Here is a 22,997-nt window from a genome sequence, read left to right on the forward strand (position 1 = left end):
TCCTGGGAAACGGTATGCGGGAGCTCAATCCTGGAGCGGGATCGCGGTGTACTCGTCCACGCCGAGTGCGCGGTTGATGTTCTGCATGGCCTGGGTAGCGGCGCCTTTGAGCAGGTTGTCGAGCGTGGCCACGACCACCACGCGCTTGCCGTCCACCGACACCGCGAAACCGCCCACCTCGGCATGGTGCCTGTGCGCGATATGGCTGACCCACGGCGCCTCGTCCACCACCTTCACCAGCTTTTCGCCCTCATAGGCATGACGGAAGCGCTGCATGATGTCCTCGCGCTTCATCGGCCGCACCAGGTAGAGGTTGGTGGTGACGGTAAGCCCGCGGAAATGCGGCGCCACGTGCGGCATGAACTCCACCGGCAGGCCAAGGTGGCGGCTGGCTTCCTTCTCGTGCATGTGGCCGGTGAGCGAGTACGGCATCAGGTTGTCGCGCAGCTTTTCCGGATTGTTCTTGTCGGACGGCGTGGTACCCGCGCCGGAATAACCCGACACGCCGAAGCTGACCGGCGGCGCGGCCAGCACATCCTTCAGCGGCGCAATGGAAAGCTGGATCGCGGTGGCGTAGCAGCCCGGATTGCTGATGCGCTTTTCGCCGCGCCACTTGTGGCGGGTGAGTTCCGGCAGGCCGTAGTACCAGCGCTCATCGAAACGGTAGTCGGCCGACAGATCCACGATCAGCGTATCCGGCTTCGCCGCGTCGATCGCTTCGACGTAAGGCGCGGCCTTGCCGTTGGGTAACGCCAGCACCACCACGTCGGCGCCCTGCGCGGCGACGGCGGCGGGATCGAGGCTGGCGTAGCGCAGCTCGCCCGCGTAGCCGTCCACCTGATCGGCCACGCGCTGGCCGTCCAGTTCGCGCGACGAGACGAAGCTCAAGGTCAACGCCGGGTGAGCAGCGATCAGGCGGATCAGTTCGGCGCCGGTATGGCCGCGCGCGCCGACGATGCCGATAGTTTTCTTGTCAGTACTCATGAGGATCCGATCCGACGTGTCAATCGACCAGGGTCGCGGGGCGGGTCGCGCAGTGCGCGACGCAGCGCTCGATCTCGGCGAAGTCCTTCAGCCCGTACCAGAACACCTTCCAGCGTTCCTGCTTGAAGCAGCCGTCCGATTCCGCGTAATAGAAAATGTTGACCTGGTTGCCGTGGCGCGAACGCCAGAACAGCCGTGGGTTCTCCTCGCGCATCACGTGCCATACGGCGCGACCAAGACCCTCGCCCTGCGCTTCATCCAGCACGGCGAACTTGTCGAGGTACGGCAGACCATCTTCCCAGGTGAGGATCATCGCGGCGCGATAGTTCTCGCTCACATAGATGCGATAGGGCTTGGTGCGATCGAAGTAGTCCGGCACCACCTTGCGGCCGAAGCTGGATTCGATCAGCGCGCGCATGCGCTCCAGGTCGATGCCTTCCCAGGATTCGAAGCGCTGCACTTTCTCGCCGCGGCGTACCAGCGTGCCCGACCCTTTGTGGGTGAACAGCTCCTTGGCCAGTTCCGACGGCTGCGTGATCGACACCGACGACGTCAGTGGCAGGCTGGAGAGCAGATCGGCGATCTGCTCGATCTTCACGCGCATGCCGCCGTTGATCCACGGCTGCGCCATCAGGTGATCGTATTCGGTGCTCAGGTTGATCGAGTCGATGATCCGGCCCTGGTCGTCCAGCAGGCCGCCGGTGCCGGTGAGGAACACGATCTTGTAGGGCTGGAGCACGCGCACCAGCTCATTGGCGGCGAAATCGGCGTTGATGTTGAGGATCTGCCCTTCCTCGGTCTCGCCCAGGCTGGCGATCACCGGAATGGAACCGGCGCGCAGGCTGGCTTCGATCGGCGCCAGATTGATGCTGGTGACCTTGCCGACCAGGCCATAGGTGTCGCGATCGAGGTACTCGGAGGTGAACACGCCCGACGGCACCGATGTGGCGCGCGTGTCCATCGACTGCAAGGCCTCGACCAGGCGCAGGTTCTGCTCCTGGAAGACCTTGCGCACGATGGCCAGCGCCCGCGGCGAGGTCACGCGCAGGCCATTGACGGTCTGCTTCTGGATGCCGGCCGCGGACAGCTCCTCGTCCAGCTGCGGGCCCGCGCCGTGCAGCACGATGGGCGTGAGGCCCACCTGCTGCAGGAAGGTCAGCGAAGAGGTGAGCGCGGGCAGATCGTCGCGCAGCACCGCGCCGCCGACCTTCACCACGGCAAAGCGCTTTGCATCCAGCTGGGAGAAGCGCTTGAGGTACTGCTGGATTTCCTTGGCGCTGCCCATGCTCGACAGCAGCCGGACGATGGTCTTGCGGGTGTGCTTATGCGCTTCCACGGTCAACGATCCGGTAAATGGTTTGTGCGTAGTGTTCGAGCTGTTCCAGCGACACCCATTCGTCGGCGGCATGGGCCTGGGCAATGTCGCCGGGGCCATAGACGAAAGAGATGTAGCCGGCGGCGGAGAACAGTGCCGCCTCGGTCCAGAAGTTCACGGCGTTGCCGACGGGAATACCCAGTTCGTCGGCCAGGTCGCGCGCGGCGAGACGGCGCGTTTCCGCCGTGGCGGTATCGCCGGCCGGCAGCGAATCGCCACGGAAGGTCTCGCCATATTCCACCGGCTGCGGCTCGACCAGCGTACGGAAAGTCTCCAGCATCTTGTCCGCGTCCATCGACGGCAGCGGACGGAAGCCGAAGCGCACGTCGGCGGTGGGCGCGATCACATTGGCCTTGATGCCGCCCTCGACCTTGCCGATGTTGAAGCGCAGTCCGGTCAGCCCGCCGAAGCGCTCATGCGCCTGCTTCTCGACGTACTCCAGCGCCGCCGTGCCCCAGCGCACCGCCTGGTGCAGCGCGCTGTCGGACGGCTTCTGCTCGCCCGAGGCGTGACCGGCCTTGCCGGTGAAGCGCATCTGCACCGAGTGGATGCCGCGATGCGCCAGCACCGCCTCGCCCTTGGTCGGTTCGGCCACGATCACTGCCTCGTAGGCCGGCGTGTCCTTGAGGAAACCGGCGATGCAACGCGCGTCGTTCGCCTCTTCGTCGGTGGACAGCAGCAAGGCCATGTCGCCCTTGCTCGCATTCGCCACTGCCACCAGCGCGGCAGCGGCACCCTTGATGTCGCAGGCGCCCAGCCCGACGGCGCGGTCGCCCTCGATGCGCAGCACATGCGGATCGGCGCTCCAGTGCGGCGAATCCGGCACCGTGTCCAGATGCACGTTGAACAGGTACTTCGGCTTGCCGCGCACGGCATAGAGATTCACCGCACCGGCGCCGAAATCGGTCACGCTCACGTCGAAACCGGGAAGCTGCTCGCGCAGGTAGTCGAAGATGCCGCCGGTACCGATCTCGCGCGGCGGATTGCGCGTGTCGTAGCTGACCAGGGCCCGCAGATGCCGCAGGGTGTCGTCGAGTAGTTGGCTCATGAAATCCGTCTTCTTTTCGCTTATGTCCGTGGATGTCGTCGTCGGGCGGACGGCACGGAGATGCCGCCGCGCAGGGAGTGGTTCATGGCCGCCCTCAGCTCTTCCGGTTCACTTCAGCCCACAGCGTGCTGCTCATGCCGAACAGCTTGATGAAGCCTTCGGCCTCGGCCACGCCCCAGTCGGCGGACTGCGCGTAGGTGGCGCCCTTGGCGTTGAGGATATGCGGCGAGCGCACCTCTACGGCGGTCACCTGGGCGCCCGAGGTCTCCAGCACCACTTCGCCGTTGACCTGCCGCTGGCTGGAAGCGAGGAAGGCTTCCAGGTCGGTCTTGATCGGATCGTGGAAGAAGCCTTCGTAGACCACCTCCACCCACTTGCGCGCGACCTCCGGCTTGAAGCGGTTCTGCTGCTTGGTCAGCACGGCCTCTTCCAGTGCGCGGTGCGCGGCTAGCAGCGAGATCAGGCCCGGAGCTTCATACACGATGCGGCCCTTCAGGCCGATGGTGGTGTCGCCGGTGTACATGCCGCGGCCCACGCCATATGGCGCGAACAGTTCGTTGAGCTTGGCCAGGATCTTCGCGCCCGGCAGCTTCTCGCCGTTGAGCGAAACCGCCTCGCCATGCCCGAAACCGAGGGTAACGCTGAGTTTTTCGGACGGCCATTCGGCGCGCGGCTTGCACCAGCCACGAGCGCCTTCGCCCGGCGCCTTCCACGAATCGATCTCGCCGCCGGACAGGGTCACGCCCAGCAGGTTCTCGTTGATGGTGTAGCTCTTCTGTTTGGCGCGCACGGGAAAGCCACGCTCTTCCAGATAAGCCTGCTCGTAGGCGCGCGTCTGCGTGTGCTCTTTCTGGATCTCACGGATCGGGGCCACGATCTCATAGTCGCCCAGCGCCTTCACGGCGAGGTCGAAACGCACCTGGTCGTTGCCCATGCCGGTGCAGCCGTGCGCAATGGCGCGCGTGCCGAGTTCGGCGCAGCGCTTGATCGCCGCGTCGACGATCAGATAACGATCGGACACCAGCAGCGGGTACTGGCCCTGGTAGCCCTCGCCTGCCCACACGAACGGCTTGACGAAACCGTTCCAGATCGCCGGACCGCCGTCGACGGTGACGTGGCTGGCCACGCCCAGTTCCTTGGCGCGCGCCTCGATGTAGGCACGCTCTTCGGCATCGACGCCGCCGGTGTCGGCGAACACGGTATGCACGTTCCAGCCGCGCTCCTTCAGATAGGGCACGCAGAAGCTGGTGTCGAGGCCGCCAGAAAAGGCGAGGACGATGTCTTTGCTCATGGCTTTCGATAATCCTGGATAGAAGAAACGGTCAGGCGGAAACGACGATGCGCGGTTCGCAGCGCACCGGGAAATTCATGGAGTTGGCGATGAAGCAGGCGTGATGTGCGTCCTCGTGCAGCGACGCGGCTTTCGTCGCGTCGCCCGCGGCGATGGTTACTTCCGGATGCAGCACCACTTCGCTGAAGCGGCCGCCGCTGGCGTCGATCGACAGCTTGCCTTCGGCGTGGTCCACGTAGTGCGTGACGACGATGCCGGCGTCCGCCGCCAGATGCAGATACCAGAGCATGTGGCAGGCGGAGAGCGAAGCGACCAGCAGGTCTTCCGGGTTGTGCTTGCTGCCGTCGCCGCGGAAAGCGGCATCGGAGGAACCGGCGAGGACCGGACGCCCCTCGACGCGGATCTCGTGCTCACGGCCATAGCCCTGGTAGGTGCGCGTGCCGTCGCCGCGGTTGCCGGTCCACACGACTTCGACCGGATAGTGGTGTTCATGCGCCATCGGCGAGTTCCTTGGTGGCGATCATCAGATCGGCGAGGTCGCGGTCGTGGCGATGCGCACGTTCGCGCAGGCCAGCGACCACGCCGGCACGGTTGCGGTCGGGGTGGTTCTGGCTGAGCTTGAACTTGCCCTCGATACGCTCGATGGCGATGTCCAGGCCGGCGATGGCACCGAGCATTTTCTCCACGTGGTCGGCGGGAGCGTCATCGACGCGCCAGGGAGTCGCCTGCCCCGCTTCGTGGCGATCGGTGAGGCGCTCGAGCAGTGCGCGCAGCCAGGCCCGGTCCTCGACTACGCGCAGGCGACCGTGCACGTGCGCCACGGCGTAGTTCCAGGTAGGCACTTCGCGTCCGGTCTCGTGCTTGCTCGGATACCAGTTGGGGCTGACGTAGGCGTCGGGCCCCTGGAAGATCGCCAGAACCTCGGCGCCGTCCGCCTTGGCCAGCTCGTTGACGCGTGCCACGTGGCCGTATAGCCGGCCGTCGACCAGTTCCAGTGGCAAGTGGTTGGCGACCATGCCCGTCGCGCCAGCCGTGATCACCGTGGCGAAAGGATAGTGGCGCATCAACGCCTGCAAGGCGTCTTCGCGCATTTCCTGGAAAGAACGGGGCAGATACATCCGTACGTGCTCAGCGCTGACCAAGCAGTGAGGCCATGACGGCCTTCTGCACATGCAGGCGGTTTTCGGCTTCGTCGATCGCGATGCAGTAAGGGGCATCCATCACCGCATCGGTGGCCTTCACGTTGCGGCGCAGCGGCAGGCAATGGCTGAACAGACCGTTGTTGGTCAGCGCCATCTTCCGCTCGTCCACCATGAAGTGCTTGTGCGCATCGCGGATCGGCTTCTCCTGCTCCCAGCGGCCGAAGAACGGCAGTGCACCCCAGCTCTTGGCGTAGACCACATCGGCGCCGCTATACGCCTCGTCGATGTCATGGCTCACGCGCAGCGAACCGCCGTTGGCCTTTGCGTTGTCGTAGCCGGCCTGCATGTAGCGCTCGTCCAGCACGTAATCCGGCGTGGGGCACAGCAGGGTCACGTCCATGCCCATCTTGGTGGCGATCAGCAGCGCGGAATTGGCGACCGCAGTGTTCAGCGGCTTGGGATGGTAGGTCCAGGTCAGCACGTACTTCTTGTTCTGCAGACTGCCAAGGTGCTCCTGCATGGCCAGCGCATGGGCCAGCTCCTGGCAGGGATGGGTGATCGTTTCCATGTTGATCACCGGCACCGTGGCGTACTGGGCGAAGGCCTTGATCACGCGGTCTTCGCGATCGACCGACCAGTCCTGGAATTTCGGGAAGGCGCGCACGGCGATCAGATCGACGTAGCGGCTGAGCACGCGTGCGACCTCGGCGATGTGCTCTTCGGTGTCGCCGTCCATGACCGTGCCGACATCGAACTCGATCGGCCACGCGTCCTTGCCGGGGGCCAGCACGATGGCGTGCCCGCCCAGGTGGAACGCGCCGAGTTCGAAACTGGTGCGCGTGCGCATCGAGGGATTGAAGAACAGCAGCGCCACCGACTTGCCGGCCAGCTGCTGGCCGCGCGGGGAGCGCTTGAACGCCGCCGCCTGCTCGAGCAGGGCGTCGATCTCGGCGCGGCTGTAATCCTGAGTGGTGAGAAAGTGGCGAAGCGTCATGTCATGTCTCTGCTCGATTCGATCCGAAACCCAAGGTCCTGCCCGACGCGGGCCGATAGCCTGACCTTCTGAAAAAACTCCCGGCCAGGCCGGTATCCTCTTGGCTTACCCCAAAAACGAAGCACAAAAAAACCCGGCACGGTGGCCGGGTTCTTTGTCGTCGATGCGCATGAAACGCGTGCGACAGCCTACCCGGCCGCATGTCGGATCAGCGGTCGGCGCGCACGCGACGTCATACCGGCGGCCATGCGAGCGCTGGTGAGGACGGTGGCGGTATAGACGGCTGCGGACATGGGCGGCTCGGGTAGAAGAATCGGCATCATGACGGGAATTTCGTTGCCGTGCAACAGGGCGGAGGGGCCCAAAAGAAACCGCCGCCCGAAGGCGGCGGCTGGACTCCCCTTTAGACAGCTCCGGCGCTCAGTCCGCCGGTGCCACGCTGATCCGGATGCGCAGGCGCTCGCCCGGATCGTAATTCAGCCGCGACACGTAGACCTCGCCGCGATAGCGGTACTCCACGTCGTAACCCATGATGCGGCGCTGCTCGCTCACCGCGGAAACCTGGCGGCAGTGCGTCTCGGTGGACTCGTACTCGCCACCGCCGCTGCGGGACACGCCGTTGCCGACCGCGCCACCGACGACCGCGCCTGCCACGGTGGCCGCCCGGCGACCATCGCCCTTGCCCACGGTGTTGCCCAGCACGCCGCCGACGACGGCACCCAGGATGGTGCCGGCCGCGCTGCCGCTGCCCGGCTCGCGGCGGACCACCTGCTGGTCGTAGCACTCCTGGCGAGGCACTTCGGTGCGCGCGACACCGTAGACCGGGTCCACGCGCAGTACGTCGGCCCAGCCATAATGCGTATTGTCGTCATTGGGATAACGCGCGTCCTGCGCACCGGCACTGGCGGCTGCGAGACTCAGCACCAGCGCGGGAAAGAACAGCTTGGTCATCGCGACCCTCCAGCGGGGGACTTCACGCGCTTCTGTGCGCTTATGTGAATTCCAGCAAAACATCTCTGAATCGACGCTTAGAATAACCAGCTCCCTGCGGGAGCGCTTACAGCTTGTTAAGATGCTTGGCTGGCCCGCTTGCCAAGCGCGGCCCTCACCGGACCGGAACCGATGCCGATCACGCTATACAACAGCCTCACCCGCCACCCCGAGCCGTTCGTCCCGAACGATCCCCAGCGAGTGACCATGTATGTGTGCGGCCCCACGGTCTACAACTATGTACATATCGGCAACGCCCGCGGTCCGGTGGTGTTCGACGTGCTGGCCAACCTGCTGCGGCGGCATTACCCGCGCCTGGTCTACGCCCGCAACATCACCGACGTGGATGACAAGATCAACGCCGCGGCCAAGGAAGCCGGCTGCGCCATCGGCGCGATTACCGAGCGCTACACCGAAGCCTATCGCGAGGACATGGCCGCCCTCGGCATCGCACCGCCGGACATCGAGCCCAAGGCCACCGCGCATATCGGGCAGATCATTGCGATGATCGAAAGCCTGATCGCCAGCGGCCATGCCTATGCGGCCGAAGGCCACGTGCTGTTCGAGGTGGGCAGCTATCCTGCCTATGGCGCACTATCCGGCCGCGATACCGAGGAACTGATCGCCGGTGCCCGCGTCGAGGTCGCTCCTTACAAGAAGAACCCTGGCGACTTCGTGCTGTGGAAGCCCTCCACGCCCGACCTGCCCGGCTGGGACAGCCCCTGGGGTATCGGCCGTCCAGGCTGGCACATCGAGTGCTCGGCCATGTGCGAGGCGCACCTGGGCGAGACCATCGACATCCACGCCGGCGGCGTCGATCTGCAGTTCCCGCACCACGAGAACGAGATCGCGCAATCCACCTGCGCCCACGGCGGCAAAGTATTCGCCCGCTGGTGGCTCCACAACGGCATGCTCACCTTCGACGGACGCAAGATGTCCAAGTCGCTGGGCAATGTGCTGAAGGTGCATGAGCTGGTGAAGCAACATCCGCCGGAGGCGCTGCGCCTGGTCCTGCTGCGCGGCCATTACCGCCAGCCGCTGGACTGGTCCGACGACGCCGTCACCCAGGCGATCAGCACGCTGGACGGCTGGTACCGCGTGCTGCGGGATCTCGCCCACGTCGCTCTTCCCGCCGGCCCGTTGCCGGTGCCGGCCGCGGTCGAAACGGCGCTGTGCGACGACCTGAACACCCCGCAGGCGCTGGCCGAGCTGTCGCAGCTCGCTGACGCGACGCGCCAGGCCGATACCGACGGGCAGCAGGCGGCCAAGGCCGCGCTGCTGGGCGGCGGCGCCCTGCTCGGCCTGCTGCAGCAAGATCCTGAGACATGGTTCAAGCACGCCACCGGCGGCGCCGAAGTCGATGCGGCGCGGGTCGAAGCTCTGCTGGAAGAACGTCACGCCGCCCGTGCAGCGCGTGACTTCAAGCGCGCCGATGCGATCCGCGATGAATTGACCGGCATGGGCGTCATCATCGAGGACGGCGCACAGGGCACGCGCTGGAGCGTCGCGAAAGCCTGAATCGCCTTGGCCGAGGAATCGGGCAAAACGCGCGATAATGCGGGCATGAACGCTATCGCCCCATCCGGCGCCGACCAGGCGCAGCAAGAGATCATCGACGAGTTCGCCTTCTTCGGCGACTGGACCGAGCGCTACCAGTATCTGATCGACCTCGGCAAGCAGTTGCCGCCTTTCCCCGAGGACTTGAAGACCGAGGCCTACCGCGTGCACGGCTGCCAGTCGATGGTCTGGCTGGTGCCCGGCGGCGACGCCTCGCACATGCATTTCCAGGCCACCAGCGATTCGGCCATCGTGTCAGGCCTGATCGCCCTGGTGCTGCGCGTCTATGGCGATCGCCCGGCCCTGGAAATCGTGGGCACCGAACCGCGCTTCATCGACGCCATCGGCCTAGCCAAGCACCTGTCGCCGACCCGCTCCAACGGCCTGGCGGCAATGCTGGCCAAGCTGAAGGCCTACGCGGCCGCGGCGCTTTGAGTTTCCAGGCAGCTGTCAACCGCCCATAAACGAAGCCCCGCCGAAGGCGGGGCTTGACGCATGGGCGATGACCGGCCTCGGATCAGTCGCCCATCTGCTTCTGCAGATGTTCGCGGCGTTCCTGAGCATCCAGCGAGAGCGTGGCGATCGGACGCGCCTCCAGGCGCTCCACCCCGATCTCCTCGTCGGTCTCTTCGCAATAGCCGTAGCGGCCCTCTTCGATCCGGCGCAGGGCCTTGTCGATCTTGGAGATTAGCTTGCGGTAGCGGTCGCGGGTGCGCAGCTCCAGCGAATTCTCCGTCTCGCGGGTGGCGCGCTCGGCTTCGTCGCCGACGTCACGCACCTCGTCGCGGAGGTTCTCCATGGTCTGACGCGACTCTTCCACCAGCTGGTCGCGCCAATCGCGCAGCTTGTTGCGGAAGTAGGCGAGCTGCCGCGGGTTCATGTACTCCTCGTCGTCGGTGGGCTTGTAGCCCGCCGGCAGGTCGATGGAGGTCGTGGAAGGAAGGGCGTAGCGCCCGTCTTCCTTGGTGATGCCATTGTCGAGTACGGCTGTGGAACTGTTCATCGAGGACTGCGGGGTCTTCTGTTTTTTGGATGGGGTATGGCGCGCGGTGGCGGTAGCCACCTTCGGAGGCGCCACGGCGACGGCGCTCGCCACCTTGCCCGGAGCGGGCGAAGCGGCAGGCTTCGGTATTTCTGCCCGGGCCGGCGCCGAAGCGGCGACCTGAGCGGGTTTCTTCCCGGCGACCGGGCTCGCGACCGGCTTGACCGCGGGCTTCAGCGGCGTCTTGGCCGGCACGGCGGCCGGCTTGGCCACCGGCTTCGGCGCCGCGGCCTTCGTCACGGGCGCCTTCTTGGCGACCGGCTTGGGCGGAGCCGCTTTCTTCGGTGCCGGCTTGGCAACCGCCTTCTTGGCGGGCGCCTTCTTTGCCGCGGGCTTCGGCACAGCTTTCTTCGCGGGGGCCGCCTTCTTGGCAGCCGCCTTCTTCACGGGAGCCGGTTTGGCTGCGGGCTTCTTGGCCGGCGCCGCCTTCTTGGCGGGCGCGGCCTTGGGGGCGGCTTTCTTGGTTGCGCTCTTCACGGCCTTGGCCGCCTTGGCGGCGACTTTCGACTTGCTGGTCTTGACCTCTTTCGCCGAGACCGCAGTCTTTCCCTTCTGCGTCTTGGCTGCTGTCGAACTACGCGTCGTTTTCGCCATTTCCCTTCACCCGTTTTGGCCGTGGCGGCCGGGTGTTATAGCCCATGTGATCTACCCCGGCAACCATGCATCTGGAATACTTTCCACTCATTTCACCGCAGGCTGTTTCGGCAGCGTCAACCCGACGTGACACGACTCTTACTGCTACTGCTGGGCCTGTACAAGCGCTTGCTGAGCCCGTTACTGGGCCCGCGCTGCCGCTTTCACCCCAGTTGCTCGGATTATGCACGGATCGCCGTGGCACGCTTCGGTCCATGGCGCGGCGTCCTGCTCGCCGGCTGGCGCCTGCTGCGCTGCCAGCCGCTGTGCGATGGCGGCGAGGATCCCGTGCCCGAGCAATTCACTTTCCGCCGTTGCCGCCCCCATGAGGAACCCCATGTCCACTGACTGGCTGATCAAGAACGCCGAACTGGTCAACGAAGGCCGCCGCTTCCACGCCGACCTGCGCGTCAAAGGCGGCCGCATCGATGCAATCGCCGGCGACCTCGATGCCCGCCCGGGCGAACAGGTGATCGACGCCGCCGGCCTGTGGCTGCTGCCTGGCATGATCGACGACCAGGTTCACTTCCGCGAACCCGGCCTGACCCACAAGGCGGATATCGCGCATGAATCCCGCGCCTGCGCAGCCGGCGGCATCACCAGCTTCATGGAGATGCCCAACACCAAGCCGCCGGCGCTGGACCGCGACTCGCTGGAGGCCAAGTACGCGCGCGCCGCCGAGGTCTCGGCGGTCAACTACGCCTTCTACCTGGGCGCGAGCAACGACAACCTCGAGGCCATCCGCGCGCTCGACCCGGAAGCAGCCCCGGGCATCAAGGTGTTCATGGGCGCCTCTACCGGCAACATGCTGGTGGACGATCCCGACGTGCTCGACGGGATCTTCCGCGAGGCGCCGACGCCAATCATCACGCATTGCGAAGACACGCCGATGATCGACGCGCTGCACGCCAAGGCGCGCGAAAAGTACGGCGAGGACATCCCGGCGCGCGAACACCCGCTGATCCGCTCGCGCGAGGCCTGCATCAAGTCCACGCGCCTGGCCATCGCGCTGGCCCGCAAACACGGCAGCCGCCTGCATGTGCTGCACATCTCCACGGCCGACGAGCTGGCGCTGTTCGAGCCCGGCCCGCTCAAGGGCAAGCGGATCACCGCCGAAACCTGCGTGCATTTCCTGCACTTCGATGACAGTGATTACGAGCGCCTGGGTTTCCTCATCAAGTGCAACCCGGCGATCAAGACCGCCGCCGATCGCGAGGCGATCACGCGCGCGCTGGCCGAAGGCCGCATCGATGTGCTCGCCACCGATCACGCACCGCACCTGCTGGAGGAAAAGGCGCAGAAGTACGACAAGGCGCCATCCGGCCTGCCGCTGGTGCAGTTCGCCCTGCAGGCCGCGCTGCAGCGCGTGTTCGAAGGCAAGCTGACGCTGGAGCGCGTGGTCGAGGCCGTAACGCACGCACCCGCCACGCTGTTCGACGTGAAGGAACGCGGCTATCTGCGCGAGGGCTATGCCGCCGACCTGGTACTGGTCGATCCGAACAAGCCGCATCAAGTGCGTCGCGAGGAAGTGCTGTCCAAATGCGGCTGGTCGCCGTTCGAAGGCGTCACCTTCAACAGCTCGATCGCCGCCACTTTCGTGAATGGCGAGCGCGTCTGGGACGGCGCCGTGATCGCGCCATCGGTGCGCGGCCAGCGGTTGGCTTTCGCTCGATGAGATGGCGCTACCTGGCGTGCGCGCTGCTGATCGCCAGCAGCGCACACGCGATGGAGACGAAATTTCCTTCCCATGTGTCGCAAGGCGGATTAGTCGTCGCGCAGCTGCCGGGCGTGGTCCAGGCCAGCGTCGCCGGCAGACCGGTGCACGTAGGCGCCGATGGCACGCTCGTGTTCGGTGCGGGACGGGACGAGAAGGGGCCGCTGGTGGTGAATCTGACCTATCGCGACGGCCGCCGGGAAACCGTGCGCCTGGCGGTTACGCCGCGCGAGTGGCCGGTGGAGCGCGTCAACGGCGTACCGCCGAAGACCGTCAACCCGCCGCCTGACATCGCCGCGCGCATCCAGCGCGAGCAGGCCGAGGTCGTTGCGGCGCGCAAGCGTGACGACGACCGCGAGGATTTCCTGCACGGCTTCATCTGGCCAGTGCAGGGCCGCATCAGCGGCCGCTTCGGCAACCAGCGTGTCTACAACGGCGACCCCAAGTCGCCTCATTCGGGCATGGACATCGCCGTGCCGCAGGGCACGCCGGTCCAGGCGCCGGCCGATGGCATCGTCACTTTCGCCAAGCCCGATCTCTACCTCACCGGCGGTACCGTGCTGCTCGACCACGGATTCGGGCTCAGCTCCAATTTCCTGCACCTGTCCCGCCTGGATGTGAAAACAGGTCAGCGCGTGCGCCAGGGCGACGTGATCGGCGCCGCCGGGATGACTGGTCGCGCCACCGGCCCGCATGTGCACTGGGGCTTCAACTGGTTCGAAGTGCGCCTGGATCCGCTGTTGTTGCCGGGTATTGCCCGTCCTTAGCGGATGAAAAAAGCGCGCCACGCGGCGCCCTTCCTTTTCGATGGATGGCGGATCAGCCGCGCGACCGGCTGCCAAACCCGCCCGCGACACCCTTGCTGGCATAGGCCACCGCATCGTGGGGGTGCAGGCTCTCCTGATGCTCCACGCGGATGTGGAAGTCGCGCAGCACATCATCCGTATCGAGGGCTTTCTGGATACGCCGCGCGGCATCCTCGCAGAACATCAGATTGCTGCCGTTGGCGAGCGCGAAAGCTTGTTCGTCCTCGCGCTTCACCGCTGTCTGCACCGGCGTGCCCAGGGCCTGCTCCGCCCGATCGATCAGGCCGATCAGGTCGAACCTGCCGCCATCCACGGCGCGTACGCTCAGGCGCGCCACGCTGCGCTGCGCATGCGGCGTGGCCACGATGCCGCGCTCGGAGCCCAGCCAGGCCAGCACGCTGGCGTGATCGAGCGGCCGGGCAGGATCGAAGTCGCGCGCGAACTGCTCCTGGATCAGCTGGCGCGACAATGCCGCCGATGCCGGACAAGTCGAGGAATAGACGATCTCCGTGCCGTACTCGAGCAGAAATTCTTCGCCGACCAGACTTGCTTCGATGCACACCGGATAGGCGCGCCAGCCGCTGTTGCCGCTGCGCAACGCAGGGCGGCGCACCAGCTGCTCGAAGCGGATGCTGAGGCAGGCGCGATCGGAGAGGTCCTCATGCGACGCCAGGAAACCCCGCAGCAAGTCACGCAACATGCTTTCCCCGAGCGGCTGCGCGGACAGCGCCCGGTCGACCTGCAGGTATAGCCGCGACATATGGATGCCGCGCTTGTCCGGCCGATGCAGATTGACGAAGGCGCCCGCCCTGGCGCTGACGCGCTGCACGACGCCGTCACCAGGATCGAACAGTGCCGGCACTTCGATGCCATCCATGCCGACCCAGTCCAACGCGCCGGCCAGATGCGGCTGTGCATGGTGGGCGACGTCAGGCAGGAGGCGTGCGGTGCTTTCCTGGGTGTACATGGATGAATCCTTGACCGGCGCGGGCGATGCGGCCGCGATCCCTATCCATCTTGGGGCAGCCAGCTTCCCGCGCAACACTCGGCACCGGAACCGCGGCGCCACTTGTCTTTAATCGGAGGCGAGGCGGCGCCACTGCCGGGCCGCACGCCAGGCCTGCCAGGTCGTGCCCAGGCCGCGTCGCGCCTGGCCCGCGCGAAGCGCGGCCAGCGGATCGTCGGCTCCGCGGGCGCGCCGCACCAGAGCGCTGCCTGCCTGCGATTCAAGGCCACGGAACACGCTGAGCGGCCCCGGCAGACGGTCGGCTTCGCGCCATGCCGTGGCCAGATCGTCCAACTGTGCGCGGATGGCCTGCTCGCGCGCCGGTGTGTCCTTGCGCAGATCCCCACGACTCAGGCCAAAACGGGCCATGCGCGCCATCGGCAGGGCGAGGCGGTCGCGCTCGGCGTCTTCTTCCAAACGCAACAGCGCGAACAGCAGGTGCGAAAGCGTAGCGGTCCGCGCCGCGCGTTCGTCCGGCACGGCTTGGCCGTACCACCATCGGGTTTCCAGCGCGGCCAAGGCCCCGTGCAATTGCCCTGCCGCATTCATCTGCGCCTGGAAATCCGCCGCCGTACCCTCTTCCAGCTGCGCCATGGCGGCGAGCACGGGCGCCAGCCAGTGGTCGGCGGACATGGCATGGGCGCGCTCGTCGTCGAACAGCACCTGGGTCAGCGGATGCCGGCCGCCGCTGGCGGGCGCACCGGAGAGTTCCTCGGCCCACCAGTTGAGCTTCACGGCAGCCACCTGCGGTTCGCGGATGCCATAGGCCGCCGAGAGCAGCTCCTGTTCCAGCGCCGCCAGCGCGATATGGCCCGGGTAGCGGGCCGGATCGACAAAGGCCAGCGCAATACGCTGCCGCGGCTGCACCGCGAGCCATTTGTCGACATAGCTCTGCAGCGGTCCGCCGAATTCCGGCGGCGGGGTCATGCCGGCACCATGCCGCACTGAAGCAGTGCGGTAAGCGCAGCAGGCGCATCCAGCACCAGATCGGCGCCCCAGCCATGCGGATCGCCACCGTCCAGGTAGCCCCAGCTCGCCGCCACGGTGTAAAGGCCGGCAGCGGCACCGGCGAGCACATCGCGGCGGTCGTCGCCCACGAACAGGCAGCGCGAGGGTTCCAGGCCGGCCCGCACGCAGGCGAGCAGCACCGGTGCGGGGTCGGGCTTCTTCACCGGCAGCGTATCGCCCGAGACGACGGCACCCGCTCGCCCGTCCCAGCCGATCAGCTTCACCAGCTCGTCGGTCAGGAAACCGGGCTTGTTGGTGACGATGCCCCAGCGCAGGCCCTGCGCCTCGATCAGCGCGAGCAGTTCGTCGACACCATCGAACGCAGCCGTCTGGCGGGCGATCACGTCCCGGTAGAGGTCCAGATAGCGCGGCACCAGGGCCAGCCGGCCGGCATCGTCCCATTGCGGAAAACCCTCGGCGAGAATCGCGCGTGAGCCGCGCGATACGACTTCTCGCACGGGCGCGAACTGCGGCTCCGGCACCCCCTCTTCCAGGCACAGGGTCACCAGCGCGGCGTACAGATCGTGCGCGCTGTCCAGCAGCGTTCCGTCCAGGTCGAACAGGACACCTTGCAGCGGCTCGGGAAAAGGCTTCATCGGTATCGAGGTCATGCCGGCTTGCGCGCGCACAGCACGTAGTTGACGGAGGTGATGCGGCTGAGCCAGGCCTTGCGGTTGACCGGGTTGTAGCCCATGCCGGTGACGTCTTCCAGCTCCAGGCCGGCATGGCGCAGCAGGCGCCCCAGCTCCGAAGGCTTGAGGAATTTGCCGTAGTGGTGCGTGCCGCGCGGCAGCATGCGCATCAGGTACTCGGCGCCCAGGATGGCGGCGCCGAAGGCGGCCGGCGTCCGGTTGATGGTCGATATGAAGACCAGGCCGCCGGGCTTCACCATCGCGGCCAGGTCGGTCACCAGCGCTATCGGGTCCGGCACGTGTTCGATCAGCTCCATGCAGCACACCGCGTCGAACGACGCCGGCTCCGTCTCGGCAAGCGCTGCCGACGACTGCACGCGGTAGTCCACCTCGAGCTTGGATTCGTGCAGATGCAGGCGGGCCACGTCGATGACCTTTTCGCCCAGATCGATACCGGTGACCTGCGCGCCGGCGCGCGCCAGCGCCTCGCTGAGCAGCCCGCCGCCGCAGCCCACATCGGCCACGCGGGCGCCGCGCAGGTCGAAGCGTGCGGCCACGTAACCCAGGCGCACCGGATTCAGATCATGCAGGGGACGCGATTCGCCATCGGGATCCCACCAGCGGGCGGCCAGCTTGCCGAAGCGGGCGATTTCGTCGGGGCTGACGTTGGACGAGGCTTGCATGAGGGTACCTCTGGGGACCTGCGTGGGGAGGCCGTAGCTTAACGCGCGTGCCACTCGTGGACGGTGAAATCCCAACCGCCGCTGACATAAGCGGGGTCCGCATGAACCGTGGCCATGGCCTGCGGAAGATCCTCGGCGAACAGCAGGTAGGCCCCGCCGCTGCCATCGGCGAAACCGCCGGACAGTTCCAGCCGGCCGCCGGCGCGCAGGCCTTCCAGGAAATCCCGGTGCGGCTGCACTAGCGCCGGGTCGAACCTGGCGTTACGCATGACCATGACCAGATATCGCTGCATGTTTTTCAGGCCTTGGCGTCGATGGCCGCGATACGGTCGCGCCAGGCATGCGTGCGGGCACGGATGCCGTCCACGTCCATATCGACCAGGATGCGGTCGGCCAGCTTGCGCCGTCCTGCGATCCACACGTCGGTTACCTGATGGCGGCCGGTGGCATAGACCAGCTGGGAGGCGACGTGGAACAGCGGCTGGGTTTCCAGGTCCGACAGCCGCACCGCGGCCAGGTCGGCCTGCTTGCCTGGCTCGATGGAACCGATCTTCGCCTCCAGACCCATCGCCTTGGCGCCATTCAAGGTAGCGGCGCGCAGGGCATAGGCGGCATCGAAAGCCGCGGCGTCATGCGCCACCGCCTTGGCCAGCATTGCCGCGGTACGCATTTCGCCGAACATGTCCAGGTCGTTGTTGGATGCGCAGCCGTCCGTGCCGATGGCGACGTTCACGCCGGCGGCGCGCAGTTTCTCCGCAGGGCAGAAGCCGGAGGCCAGCTTGAGGTTGGATTCGGGGCAGTGCACCACCGAAACGCCAGCCTCCGCGCAGGCGGCGATCTCGCTGTCCGTCAGCTGCGTCATGTGCACGGCGATCAGGCGGTCGTTGACCAGGCCCAGTTTCTGCAGGCGCTGGAATGGACGCAGCCCGGTCTTCTGTTTCTCCTCTTCGACCTCATGCGCCGTCTCGTGCGTGTGCAGATGCACCGGGATGTCGAGCTGGTCGGCCAGCACGCGGATGCGCTCGAAACTCTGATCGGACACCGTGTACGGCGCATGCGGCGCGAACGTGGTGCTGATCAGCGCATCGCCGCGGAAGCTGTCATGCACCTCGGCAGCGCGCTCGAAGTACTCATCCTGGGTCTTGGCCCAGGCCGTGGGAAATTCGATCACCGGCAGGCCGACGGCCGCGCGGAAGCCCAGGCGACGGTAGGTGGCGCCGATCACATCGGGGAAGAAGTAGTTTTCGTTGGCGCAGGTGGTGCCGCCACGCAGCATCTCGGCTACCGCCAGTTCCACGCCGTCGCGCACGAACTCCGGCCCGATCACCTGCCCTTCCACCGGCCAGATGTGCTGCTGCAGCCACACCATCAGCGGCAGATCGTCGGCCAGGCCGCGCAGCAAGGTCATCGGGTTGTGCGTATGCGTGTTGACCAGGCCAGGGATCAGCGCGTGCTCGCCCAGCTCGATGCGCTCGCGCGGCACGTAAGCGGCACGCGCCTCGGCGATCGGCAGCAAGGCCACGATCGCGCCCTTGTCGATCGCCACGGCGTGATTCTCGAACACCACTCCATGGGGTTCCACGGGCACGACCCAGCGCGCTTCGACAAGAAGATCAATAACGGTGCTGCCGTGGCTCATGCCTTACCTCGTCGATGTCGTTGCCAGAAAACATCTATAAAAAAACGGCACGGCGTCCGCGAGACTGCCGTGCCGTTCGATGTCGCCGCCGCGATTACTTGCCGACGCGGCTGACGTATTCGCCCGTGCGGGTGTCCACCTTGATCACTTCGTCGGTGGTGACGAACAGCGGCACGCGCACCACGGCGCCGGTTTCCAGGGTGGCCGGCTTGCCGCCGCCGCCGGAAGTGTCGCCGCGCAGGCCCGGATCGGTCTCGGTGATCTTCAGCTCGACGAAGTTCGGCGGCTGCACGGCGATGATTTCGCCGTTGAACAGCGTCACCACGCACTCTTCCTCGCCCTTCAGCCACTTGGAGGCATCACCCATGCCGACCTTGTTGGCTTGGTGCTGCTCGAAGTTCTCCTGCTGCATGAAATGCCAGTACTCGCCATCGGAGTACAGGTACTGCATGTCGGTATCGACCACGTCGGCGACTTCGAAGCTATCGCTGGACTTCATGGTCTGCTCGGTGGTGCGGCCGTTCTTCAGGTTGCGAATGAAGATGCGGGTGAAGGCCTGGCCCTTGCCCGGCTTGATGAAGTCCGCGTCGGTGATGACCCACGGGTCGTTGTTGTGAAGGATCTTCATTCCCTTCTTGACGTCGTTGAGACCGACGGTGGCCATGCGCTTGTGCTCCAGAGGTGACACCGCCCGGTGGCGGCTACAATAGGGATTTGACCGGGCCGACGCCCGACTCAAGGCCGGATATGATAACCGCAAGCCCCGCCGCCCGCCTATCGCCGCCCGTCTCCGACTGGCGCGAATTGTGGCGCTCGGCCATTACCGACGCTGGCGAGCTGCTGCGGGCCGTGGGCCTGGAGCACCTGTTCGCGCGCTTGCCGGAAAGCGATGCCGGGTTCAGCCTGCGCGTCCCGCGGGGCTTCGTCGCACGCATGCGCCATGGGGACCCTGGCGATCCTTTGCTGCTGCAGGTACTGCCTCAGCTGGCCGAACTGGAGCGCATGCCCGGTTATGTCGACGATCCGGTAGGCGACCTGGCCGCACGCGAAGCGCAGGGCCTCCTGCACAAGTACGACGGCCGCGCCCTGTTGATCGCCAGCGGCAGCTGCGCGATCAACTGCCGTTACTGCTTCCGCCGCCATTTCCCCTATGGCGAGGAGATGGCGGCCGCGGGCCAGTGGCGCAAGGCACTGGAGCATCTCCGTCAGGACAACTCGATCACCGAACTGATCCTGTCGGGCGGCGACCCGCTGGCACTGGCCACGCCGAAGCTGGAAGAGCTGACCCAGGGGTTGGCGGATATCCCGCATGTGCGGCGCCTGCGCATCCACTCCCGCCTCCCGGTGGTGCTCCCCGAGCGCATCGACGACGCCTTCCAGGCCTGGCTGGCCGCACTGCCGCTGCAAAAGGTGGTGGTGCTGCACGCCAATCACGCCAACGAATTCGACGCCTCGGTGGACGCCGCCTGTCGGCGCCTGCGCGATGCCGGGGCCACCCTGCTCAACCAGTCGGTGCTCCTGCGCGGCGTCAACGACAACGCAGGCACGCTCGAGACGCTGTCCGAACGACTGTTCGCGGCGGGTGTGCTGCCCTACTACCTGCATCAGCTCGACCGGGTGCAGGGCGCGGCCCATTTCGAGGTGGACGACGCGCGCGCCCTGTCCCTGCTCGACATCATCCGCAGCCGCCTGCCAGGCTACCTGGTGCCTAAGTTGGTGCGGGAAGTCGGCGGAGATGCCTCGAAGCGCCCGCTTTGAGGCGATTGCGCGCCCCGTCACTCCGGGGACATTTCCGCTGGCGGTTGTCATCGGAATCCGTTAAAACCCCCGGGCAGCGCCGGCTTGCGCCATGCCGGCGCGAGCCGCCGGCGGCGCCCATGGAAAGCACTACGTGCCAATGAAGACAGACCTGGTCATCAAGATCCTTTTCATCGAGAAATCGGTCGAAGACGCGGAACAGATCGTCAGCCTGCTGCGCAACAACGGCATCGCCGTGCGGCCTTCGCGGGCCACCGGCGTCGACCAGGTGCAGGCCGCGCTGGAGGAACTCGGGCCCGACATCGTGCTCTACGATCCGGCCATCGGCTCCGTCGGACTGGCCGAACTGATCCGCCTGCTCGATGCGCATGGCCGCGACCTCTCGCTGATCGCCCTGGTGCCGCAGGTGGACAACACCTCGGTCAGCGATCTGTTCGCCAGCGGCGTGCGGGCCATCGGCCTGCGCCCGCAGCCCAAGCAATTGCTGGCGGTGATCCAGCGCGAATTCGATTCGCTCAACACGCGGCGCCAGGTGCGCCGCCTGGAGACCGCGCTGCGCGAATCCGAACGTCGGTGCGACGCCCTGCTCGACTCTTCCAACGACGCGATCGCCTACGTGCATGAAGGCATGCACGTGCGCGCGAACCAGGCTTACCTGGAGACCTTCGGCTACACCGAGTTCGATGATCTGCTGGGCCTGCCCGTGCTGGACATGATCGGCGCCGCCGATGCGGAGGCGTTCAAGGCGACGCTGAAGAGCCTCTCGCGCGGCGAAAAGCCCTCCACGCCCGTGGAGCTGCAGGCCCGCCGGGCCGATGGCAGCACCTTCAAGGCCTCCGTGGAATTCGCCCACGCCACCTTCGAGGGTGAGCCCTGCCTGCAGATCGTGTTCCGGCGCCAGCAGGTTGATCCGTCGGTGCTGGAGCAGTTGCAGCGCGACCCTGTCACCGGCCTGTTCAACCGCGCGCGCATGCTCGAATGCGTCGACCAGGCGGTCGCCGCCGCTACCGAAGGCACCAAGGGGCAGTCACTGCTGCTGATCGAGCCGGATAACTGGCAGGCGATCGTCTCCGGCATCGGCCTGGGCAAGGCGGACGAACTGCTCGCGGCCTTCGCCGCGCGCGTCAACGCCCTGCTCGGACTGGAAGACACCGCCGGCGTGCTGGCCGACCACACCATCGGCGTGATCCTCCATTCGCGCAACGACGACGGCATCAAGGAATGGATCGCCAGCCTGCAGCAGGCGGTGGCGAACGAGATCTTCGACGTAGGCACGCGCTCACTGACCGTCACCGCCAGCATCGGCGGCAGCCTGCTCGGCGAGAAGAACGCCAATGCCGAACTGCTGCTGGAGCAGGCCAGCCAGGCCCTGCGCAGCGCGCAGAGTCTCGGCGGCAATCACCACGACCTGCACGATCCGGCGGCGCGCGAAAAAGCCGACGCGGAGCGCGAGCGCTACTGGCTCGGCCAGCTCAAGCAGGCGCTAAGCCAGGACGAATTCGTGCTGTATCACCAGCACATCATCAGCCTGCAGGACGCGGAGGGCGAATTCTCGGAAATCCTGCTTCGCCTCAATGGGCCGCAAGGCGAAGTACTGCCCGGCTTCTTCCTGCCGATCGCCGAGAAATACAACCTCACCCCGGCGGTCGACCGCTGGGTGCTCAACCAGACCATCCAGGCACTGACTGCGCGCGAGCGGATGGGCTCGCCCACGACGTTCTTCGTGAAACTCACCTCCGGTTCGCTGCAGGACGAGCAGTTGCTGCCCTGGCTGGGTACACGCCTGAAGCAGGCCGGCCTGCGGCACGGCCGCATCGTGCTGGAAATGACCGAGAGCAAGGTGGTCACCGCGTTGCGCCCCGCGCAGGAGTTCGTGCGCGCCTGGAAGGCGCTTGGCGGCCAGTTTGCGCTGGAACAATTCGGCTCGGGCCTCAATTCGTTCCAGTTGCTCAACCATATCGACGCGGACTACCTGAAGATCGACCGCAGCTATATGGCCAATCTTCCGCAGCAGCCGGACAATCAGAAGAAAGTGGCCGAGCTATGCCGCCAGGCGCGCGAGATCAAGCGCCAGACCATCGCCGAATGGGTGGAGGACGCGGCCAGCACCTCGCTGCTGTTCGCCTGCGGCGTCGACTTCGTCCAGGGCAACTTCCTGCAGGAGCCGCAGCGGCTGGCGATCACCCCTTGAATCCGTGCCGGGCCACGCGCCCGGCGTTGCGCGCAAAGCGGCAAGACAGGCACGAAAAAACCCGCGGTCGCCTGGCGACCGCGGGTTTTTTCTTGGATCAGGAAATCGCGAGGATTACTCGCCCTTCGCCTTGGCGGCGGCGGCGATGTCTTCCTTGATGCGGGCAGCCTTGCCTTCCAGGCCGCGCAGGTAGTACAGCTTCGCGCCGCGCACCTTACCCTTACGCTTCACCTGCACCGATTCGATGGTCGCGCTGTGCGACTGGAACACACGCTCCACGCCGGTGCCGTGCGAGATCTTGCGCACGGTGAAGGCCGAGTTCAGGCCGCGGCTGCGCTTGGCGATCACGACGCCCTCGAAGGCCTGCACGCGCTCGCGGTTGCCTTCCTTCACCTTCACATTGACCACCACGGTGTCGCCAGGGCCGAATTCCGGCAGCTGGCGGGTGATCTGCTCGGCTTCGAACTGTTCGATGATCTTGTTCATGGCAACACCTATCTGATT

At 66.3% G+C, this 22,997-nt stretch carries 24 protein-coding genes; 7 read left to right on the forward strand and 17 right to left on the reverse strand.

Annotated features, from left to right (window positions below; genetic code table 11):
- Positions 1-24: 24 nt before the first annotated feature.
- From argC to ACNR9O_RS14180, 8 genes are all read right to left on the reverse strand, one after another.
- Complete coding sequence (gene argC / locus ACNR9O_RS14145) at positions 25-984, reverse strand: N-acetyl-gamma-glutamyl-phosphate reductase (protein ID WP_473687777.1); 960 nt, start codon at positions 982-984, stop codon at positions 25-27.
- A 19-nt stretch (positions 985-1,003) separates the two neighbouring features.
- Positions 1,004-2,269 (reverse strand): acetylglutamate kinase, encoded by a 1,266-nt coding sequence (locus ACNR9O_RS14150; RefSeq protein ID WP_473700785.1) that lies wholly within the window; start codon positions 2,267-2,269, stop codon positions 1,004-1,006.
- Positions 2,270-2,306: 37 nt separating this feature from the next.
- Positions 2,307-3,407, reverse strand: a complete 1,101-nt coding sequence (locus ACNR9O_RS14155) for an acetylornithine deacetylase (RefSeq protein WP_473687773.1) — start codon at positions 3,405-3,407, stop codon at positions 2,307-2,309.
- A gap of 94 nt (positions 3,408-3,501) precedes the next feature.
- Positions 3,502-4,698 carry an argininosuccinate synthase gene (locus tag ACNR9O_RS14160; RefSeq protein ID WP_473687771.1) on the reverse strand — a complete coding sequence of 399 codons (1,197 nt, stop codon included), beginning with the start codon at positions 4,696-4,698 and terminating at the stop codon, positions 3,502-3,504.
- A gap of 31 nt (positions 4,699-4,729) precedes the next feature.
- Positions 4,730-5,197, reverse strand: a complete 468-nt coding sequence (locus tag ACNR9O_RS14165; protein WP_473687769.1) for an OsmC family protein — start codon at positions 5,195-5,197, stop codon at positions 4,730-4,732.
- A complete protein-coding gene (locus tag ACNR9O_RS14170) occupies positions 5,187-5,816 on the reverse strand; it encodes an FMN-binding negative transcriptional regulator (RefSeq protein WP_473687767.1) in 630 nt (209 codons plus the stop codon). Before ACNR9O_RS14170 ends, ACNR9O_RS14165 begins: the two co-directional genes overlap by 11 nt.
- 10 nt (positions 5,817-5,826) lie before the next feature.
- The gene (locus tag ACNR9O_RS14175; RefSeq protein ID WP_473687765.1) at positions 5,827-6,834 is read right to left on the reverse strand and encodes an N-acetylornithine carbamoyltransferase; all 1,008 of its coding nucleotides are present in this window, start codon (positions 6,832-6,834) and stop codon (positions 5,827-5,829) included.
- Between the two features lie 420 nt (positions 6,835-7,254).
- On the reverse strand, positions 7,255-7,785 hold the full coding sequence (locus tag ACNR9O_RS14180; RefSeq protein WP_473687763.1) for a glycine zipper 2TM domain-containing protein: 531 nt from the start codon (positions 7,783-7,785) through the stop codon (positions 7,255-7,257).
- 171 nt (positions 7,786-7,956) lie between these two features.
- Here ACNR9O_RS14180 and cysS point away from each other — a divergent pair, with 171 nt between their 5' ends.
- Entirely contained in the window at positions 7,957-9,342 is a 1,386-nt protein-coding gene (gene cysS, locus ACNR9O_RS14185) for a cysteine--tRNA ligase (RefSeq protein ID WP_473687761.1), read from the forward strand.
- A 45-nt stretch (positions 9,343-9,387) separates the two neighbouring features.
- Positions 9,388-9,816, forward strand: a complete 429-nt coding sequence (locus ACNR9O_RS14190) for a SufE family protein (protein ID WP_473687759.1) — start codon at positions 9,388-9,390, stop codon at positions 9,814-9,816.
- A gap of 82 nt (positions 9,817-9,898) precedes the next feature.
- Here ACNR9O_RS14190 and dksA read toward each other — a convergent pair whose 3' ends face one another.
- Positions 9,899-11,017, reverse strand: a complete 1,119-nt coding sequence (dksA, locus tag ACNR9O_RS14195) for an RNA polymerase-binding protein DksA (RefSeq protein ID WP_473687757.1) — start codon at positions 11,015-11,017, stop codon at positions 9,899-9,901.
- A 126-nt stretch (positions 11,018-11,143) separates the two neighbouring features.
- On the opposite strand from dksA, the gene yidD reads away from it, so the two are divergent.
- Genes yidD through ACNR9O_RS14210 form a run of 3 tightly spaced genes read left to right on the forward strand, consistent with a single transcriptional unit; the run spans position 11,144 to position 13,537 of the window.
- A complete protein-coding gene (gene yidD / locus ACNR9O_RS14200; protein ID WP_473687755.1) occupies positions 11,144-11,404 on the forward strand; it encodes a membrane protein insertion efficiency factor YidD in 261 nt (86 codons plus the stop codon).
- Complete coding sequence (locus ACNR9O_RS14205) at positions 11,394-12,731, forward strand: dihydroorotase (RefSeq protein WP_473687753.1); 1,338 nt, start codon at positions 11,394-11,396, stop codon at positions 12,729-12,731. The genes yidD and ACNR9O_RS14205 overlap by 11 nt, the downstream gene beginning before the upstream one ends.
- Positions 12,728-13,537 (forward strand): M23 family metallopeptidase, encoded by an 810-nt coding sequence (locus ACNR9O_RS14210; RefSeq protein ID WP_473687751.1) that lies wholly within the window; start codon positions 12,728-12,730, stop codon positions 13,535-13,537. The genes ACNR9O_RS14205 and ACNR9O_RS14210 overlap by 4 nt, the downstream gene beginning before the upstream one ends.
- Positions 13,538-13,589: 52 nt before the next feature.
- On the opposite strand, the gene folE2 is transcribed toward ACNR9O_RS14210, so the two are convergent.
- The 7 genes from folE2 to efp all read right to left on the reverse strand — a co-directional run bounded on the left by folE2 (position 13,590) and on the right by efp (position 19,208).
- Positions 13,590-14,543, reverse strand: coding sequence for a GTP cyclohydrolase FolE2 (gene folE2, locus ACNR9O_RS14215; RefSeq protein WP_473687749.1), 954 nt, complete (start codon positions 14,541-14,543; stop codon positions 13,590-13,592).
- Positions 14,544-14,651: 108 nt separating this feature from the next.
- Positions 14,652-15,509: a squalene/phytoene synthase family protein gene (locus ACNR9O_RS14220; RefSeq protein WP_473687747.1), complete on the reverse strand. Its 858-nt coding sequence runs from the start codon at positions 15,507-15,509 to the stop codon at positions 14,652-14,654.
- A complete protein-coding gene (locus tag ACNR9O_RS14225; protein ID WP_473687745.1) occupies positions 15,506-16,186 on the reverse strand; it encodes an HAD family hydrolase in 681 nt (226 codons plus the stop codon). Before ACNR9O_RS14225 ends, ACNR9O_RS14220 begins: the two co-directional genes overlap by 4 nt.
- Before the next feature lie 11 nt (positions 16,187-16,197).
- A complete protein-coding gene (gene ubiG, locus ACNR9O_RS14230; protein WP_473687743.1) occupies positions 16,198-16,905 on the reverse strand; it encodes a bifunctional 2-polyprenyl-6-hydroxyphenol methylase/3-demethylubiquinol 3-O-methyltransferase UbiG in 708 nt (235 codons plus the stop codon).
- 38 nt (positions 16,906-16,943) lie between these two features.
- Positions 16,944-17,180, reverse strand: a complete 237-nt coding sequence (locus tag ACNR9O_RS14235) for a YciI family protein (RefSeq protein ID WP_473687741.1) — start codon at positions 17,178-17,180, stop codon at positions 16,944-16,946.
- Between the two features lie 23 nt (positions 17,181-17,203).
- Entirely contained in the window at positions 17,204-18,544 is a 1,341-nt protein-coding gene (locus tag ACNR9O_RS14240; protein ID WP_473687739.1) for a TRZ/ATZ family hydrolase, read from the reverse strand.
- A gap of 94 nt (positions 18,545-18,638) precedes the next feature.
- Positions 18,639-19,208: an elongation factor P gene (efp, locus tag ACNR9O_RS14245; protein ID WP_473687737.1), complete on the reverse strand. Its 570-nt coding sequence runs from the start codon at positions 19,206-19,208 to the stop codon at positions 18,639-18,641.
- Between the two features lie 83 nt (positions 19,209-19,291).
- On the opposite strand from efp, the gene epmB reads away from it, so the two are divergent.
- On the forward strand, positions 19,292-20,302 hold the full coding sequence (epmB, locus tag ACNR9O_RS14250) for an EF-P beta-lysylation protein EpmB (RefSeq protein WP_473687735.1): 1,011 nt from the start codon (positions 19,292-19,294) through the stop codon (positions 20,300-20,302).
- Positions 20,303-20,441: 139 nt separating this feature from the next.
- Positions 20,442-22,493 carry an EAL domain-containing response regulator gene (locus tag ACNR9O_RS14255; RefSeq protein ID WP_473688375.1) on the forward strand — a complete coding sequence of 684 codons (2,052 nt, stop codon included), beginning with the start codon at positions 20,442-20,444 and terminating at the stop codon, positions 22,491-22,493.
- 114 nt (positions 22,494-22,607) lie between these two features.
- Here the strand turns inward: ACNR9O_RS14255 and rplS are convergent, their stop codons facing one another.
- Positions 22,608-22,979: a 50S ribosomal protein L19 gene (gene rplS, locus ACNR9O_RS14260; protein WP_473687733.1), complete on the reverse strand. Its 372-nt coding sequence runs from the start codon at positions 22,977-22,979 to the stop codon at positions 22,608-22,610.
- Positions 22,980-22,997: the final 18 nt, after the last annotated feature.

The sequence above is a fragment of the Dyella sp. CR10 genome (assembly GCF_055814425.1).

Excerpts from the sequence above, each read along its gene's own strand:
- ACNR9O_RS14155 (WP_473687773.1), bottom strand. The coding sequence starts at position 3,407 with ATGAGCCAACTACTCGACGACACCCTGCGGCATCTGCGGGCCCTGGTC.
- folE2 (WP_473687749.1), bottom strand. The coding sequence starts at position 14,543 with ATGTACACCCAGGAAAGCACCGCACGCCTCCTGCCTGACGTCGCCCAC.
- ubiG (WP_473687743.1), bottom strand. The coding sequence starts at position 16,905 with ATGCAAGCCTCGTCCAACGTCAGCCCCGACGAAATCGCCCGCTTCGGC.
- ACNR9O_RS14175 (WP_473687765.1), bottom strand. The coding sequence starts at position 6,834 with ATGACGCTTCGCCACTTTCTCACCACTCAGGATTACAGCCGCGCCGAG.
- rplS (WP_473687733.1), bottom strand. The coding sequence starts at position 22,979 with ATGAACAAGATCATCGAACAGTTCGAAGCCGAGCAGATCACCCGCCAG.
- cysS (WP_473687761.1), top strand. The coding sequence starts at position 7,957 with ATGCCGATCACGCTATACAACAGCCTCACCCGCCACCCCGAGCCGTTC.
- ACNR9O_RS14205 (WP_473687753.1), top strand. The coding sequence starts at position 11,394 with ATGTCCACTGACTGGCTGATCAAGAACGCCGAACTGGTCAACGAAGGC.
- ACNR9O_RS14160 (WP_473687771.1), bottom strand. The coding sequence starts at position 4,698 with ATGAGCAAAGACATCGTCCTCGCCTTTTCTGGCGGCCTCGACACCAGC.
- ACNR9O_RS14180 (WP_473687763.1), bottom strand. The coding sequence starts at position 7,785 with ATGACCAAGCTGTTCTTTCCCGCGCTGGTGCTGAGTCTCGCAGCCGCC.
- efp (WP_473687737.1), bottom strand. The coding sequence starts at position 19,208 with ATGGCCACCGTCGGTCTCAACGACGTCAAGAAGGGAATGAAGATCCTT.
- ACNR9O_RS14190 (WP_473687759.1), top strand. The coding sequence starts at position 9,388 with ATGAACGCTATCGCCCCATCCGGCGCCGACCAGGCGCAGCAAGAGATC.
- ACNR9O_RS14235 (WP_473687741.1), bottom strand. The coding sequence starts at position 17,180 with ATGGTCATGCGTAACGCCAGGTTCGACCCGGCGCTAGTGCAGCCGCAC.
- ACNR9O_RS14240 (WP_473687739.1), bottom strand. The coding sequence starts at position 18,544 with ATGAGCCACGGCAGCACCGTTATTGATCTTCTTGTCGAAGCGCGCTGG.
- epmB (WP_473687735.1), top strand. The coding sequence starts at position 19,292 with ATGATAACCGCAAGCCCCGCCGCCCGCCTATCGCCGCCCGTCTCCGAC.
- argC (WP_473687777.1), bottom strand. The coding sequence starts at position 984 with ATGAGTACTGACAAGAAAACTATCGGCATCGTCGGCGCGCGCGGCCAT.
- ACNR9O_RS14220 (WP_473687747.1), bottom strand. The coding sequence starts at position 15,509 with ATGACCCCGCCGCCGGAATTCGGCGGACCGCTGCAGAGCTATGTCGAC.
- ACNR9O_RS14255 (WP_473688375.1), top strand. The coding sequence starts at position 20,442 with ATGAAGACAGACCTGGTCATCAAGATCCTTTTCATCGAGAAATCGGTC.
- dksA (WP_473687757.1), bottom strand. The coding sequence starts at position 11,017 with ATGGCGAAAACGACGCGTAGTTCGACAGCAGCCAAGACGCAGAAGGGA.
- ACNR9O_RS14225 (WP_473687745.1), bottom strand. The coding sequence starts at position 16,186 with ATGAAGCCTTTTCCCGAGCCGCTGCAAGGTGTCCTGTTCGACCTGGAC.
- ACNR9O_RS14165 (WP_473687769.1), bottom strand. The coding sequence starts at position 5,197 with ATGGCGCATGAACACCACTATCCGGTCGAAGTCGTGTGGACCGGCAAC.
- ACNR9O_RS14210 (WP_473687751.1), top strand. The coding sequence starts at position 12,728 with ATGAGATGGCGCTACCTGGCGTGCGCGCTGCTGATCGCCAGCAGCGCA.
- ACNR9O_RS14150 (WP_473700785.1), bottom strand. The coding sequence starts at position 2,269 with ATGGGCAGCGCCAAGGAAATCCAGCAGTACCTCAAGCGCTTCTCCCAG.
- ACNR9O_RS14170 (WP_473687767.1), bottom strand. The coding sequence starts at position 5,816 with ATGTATCTGCCCCGTTCTTTCCAGGAAATGCGCGAAGACGCCTTGCAG.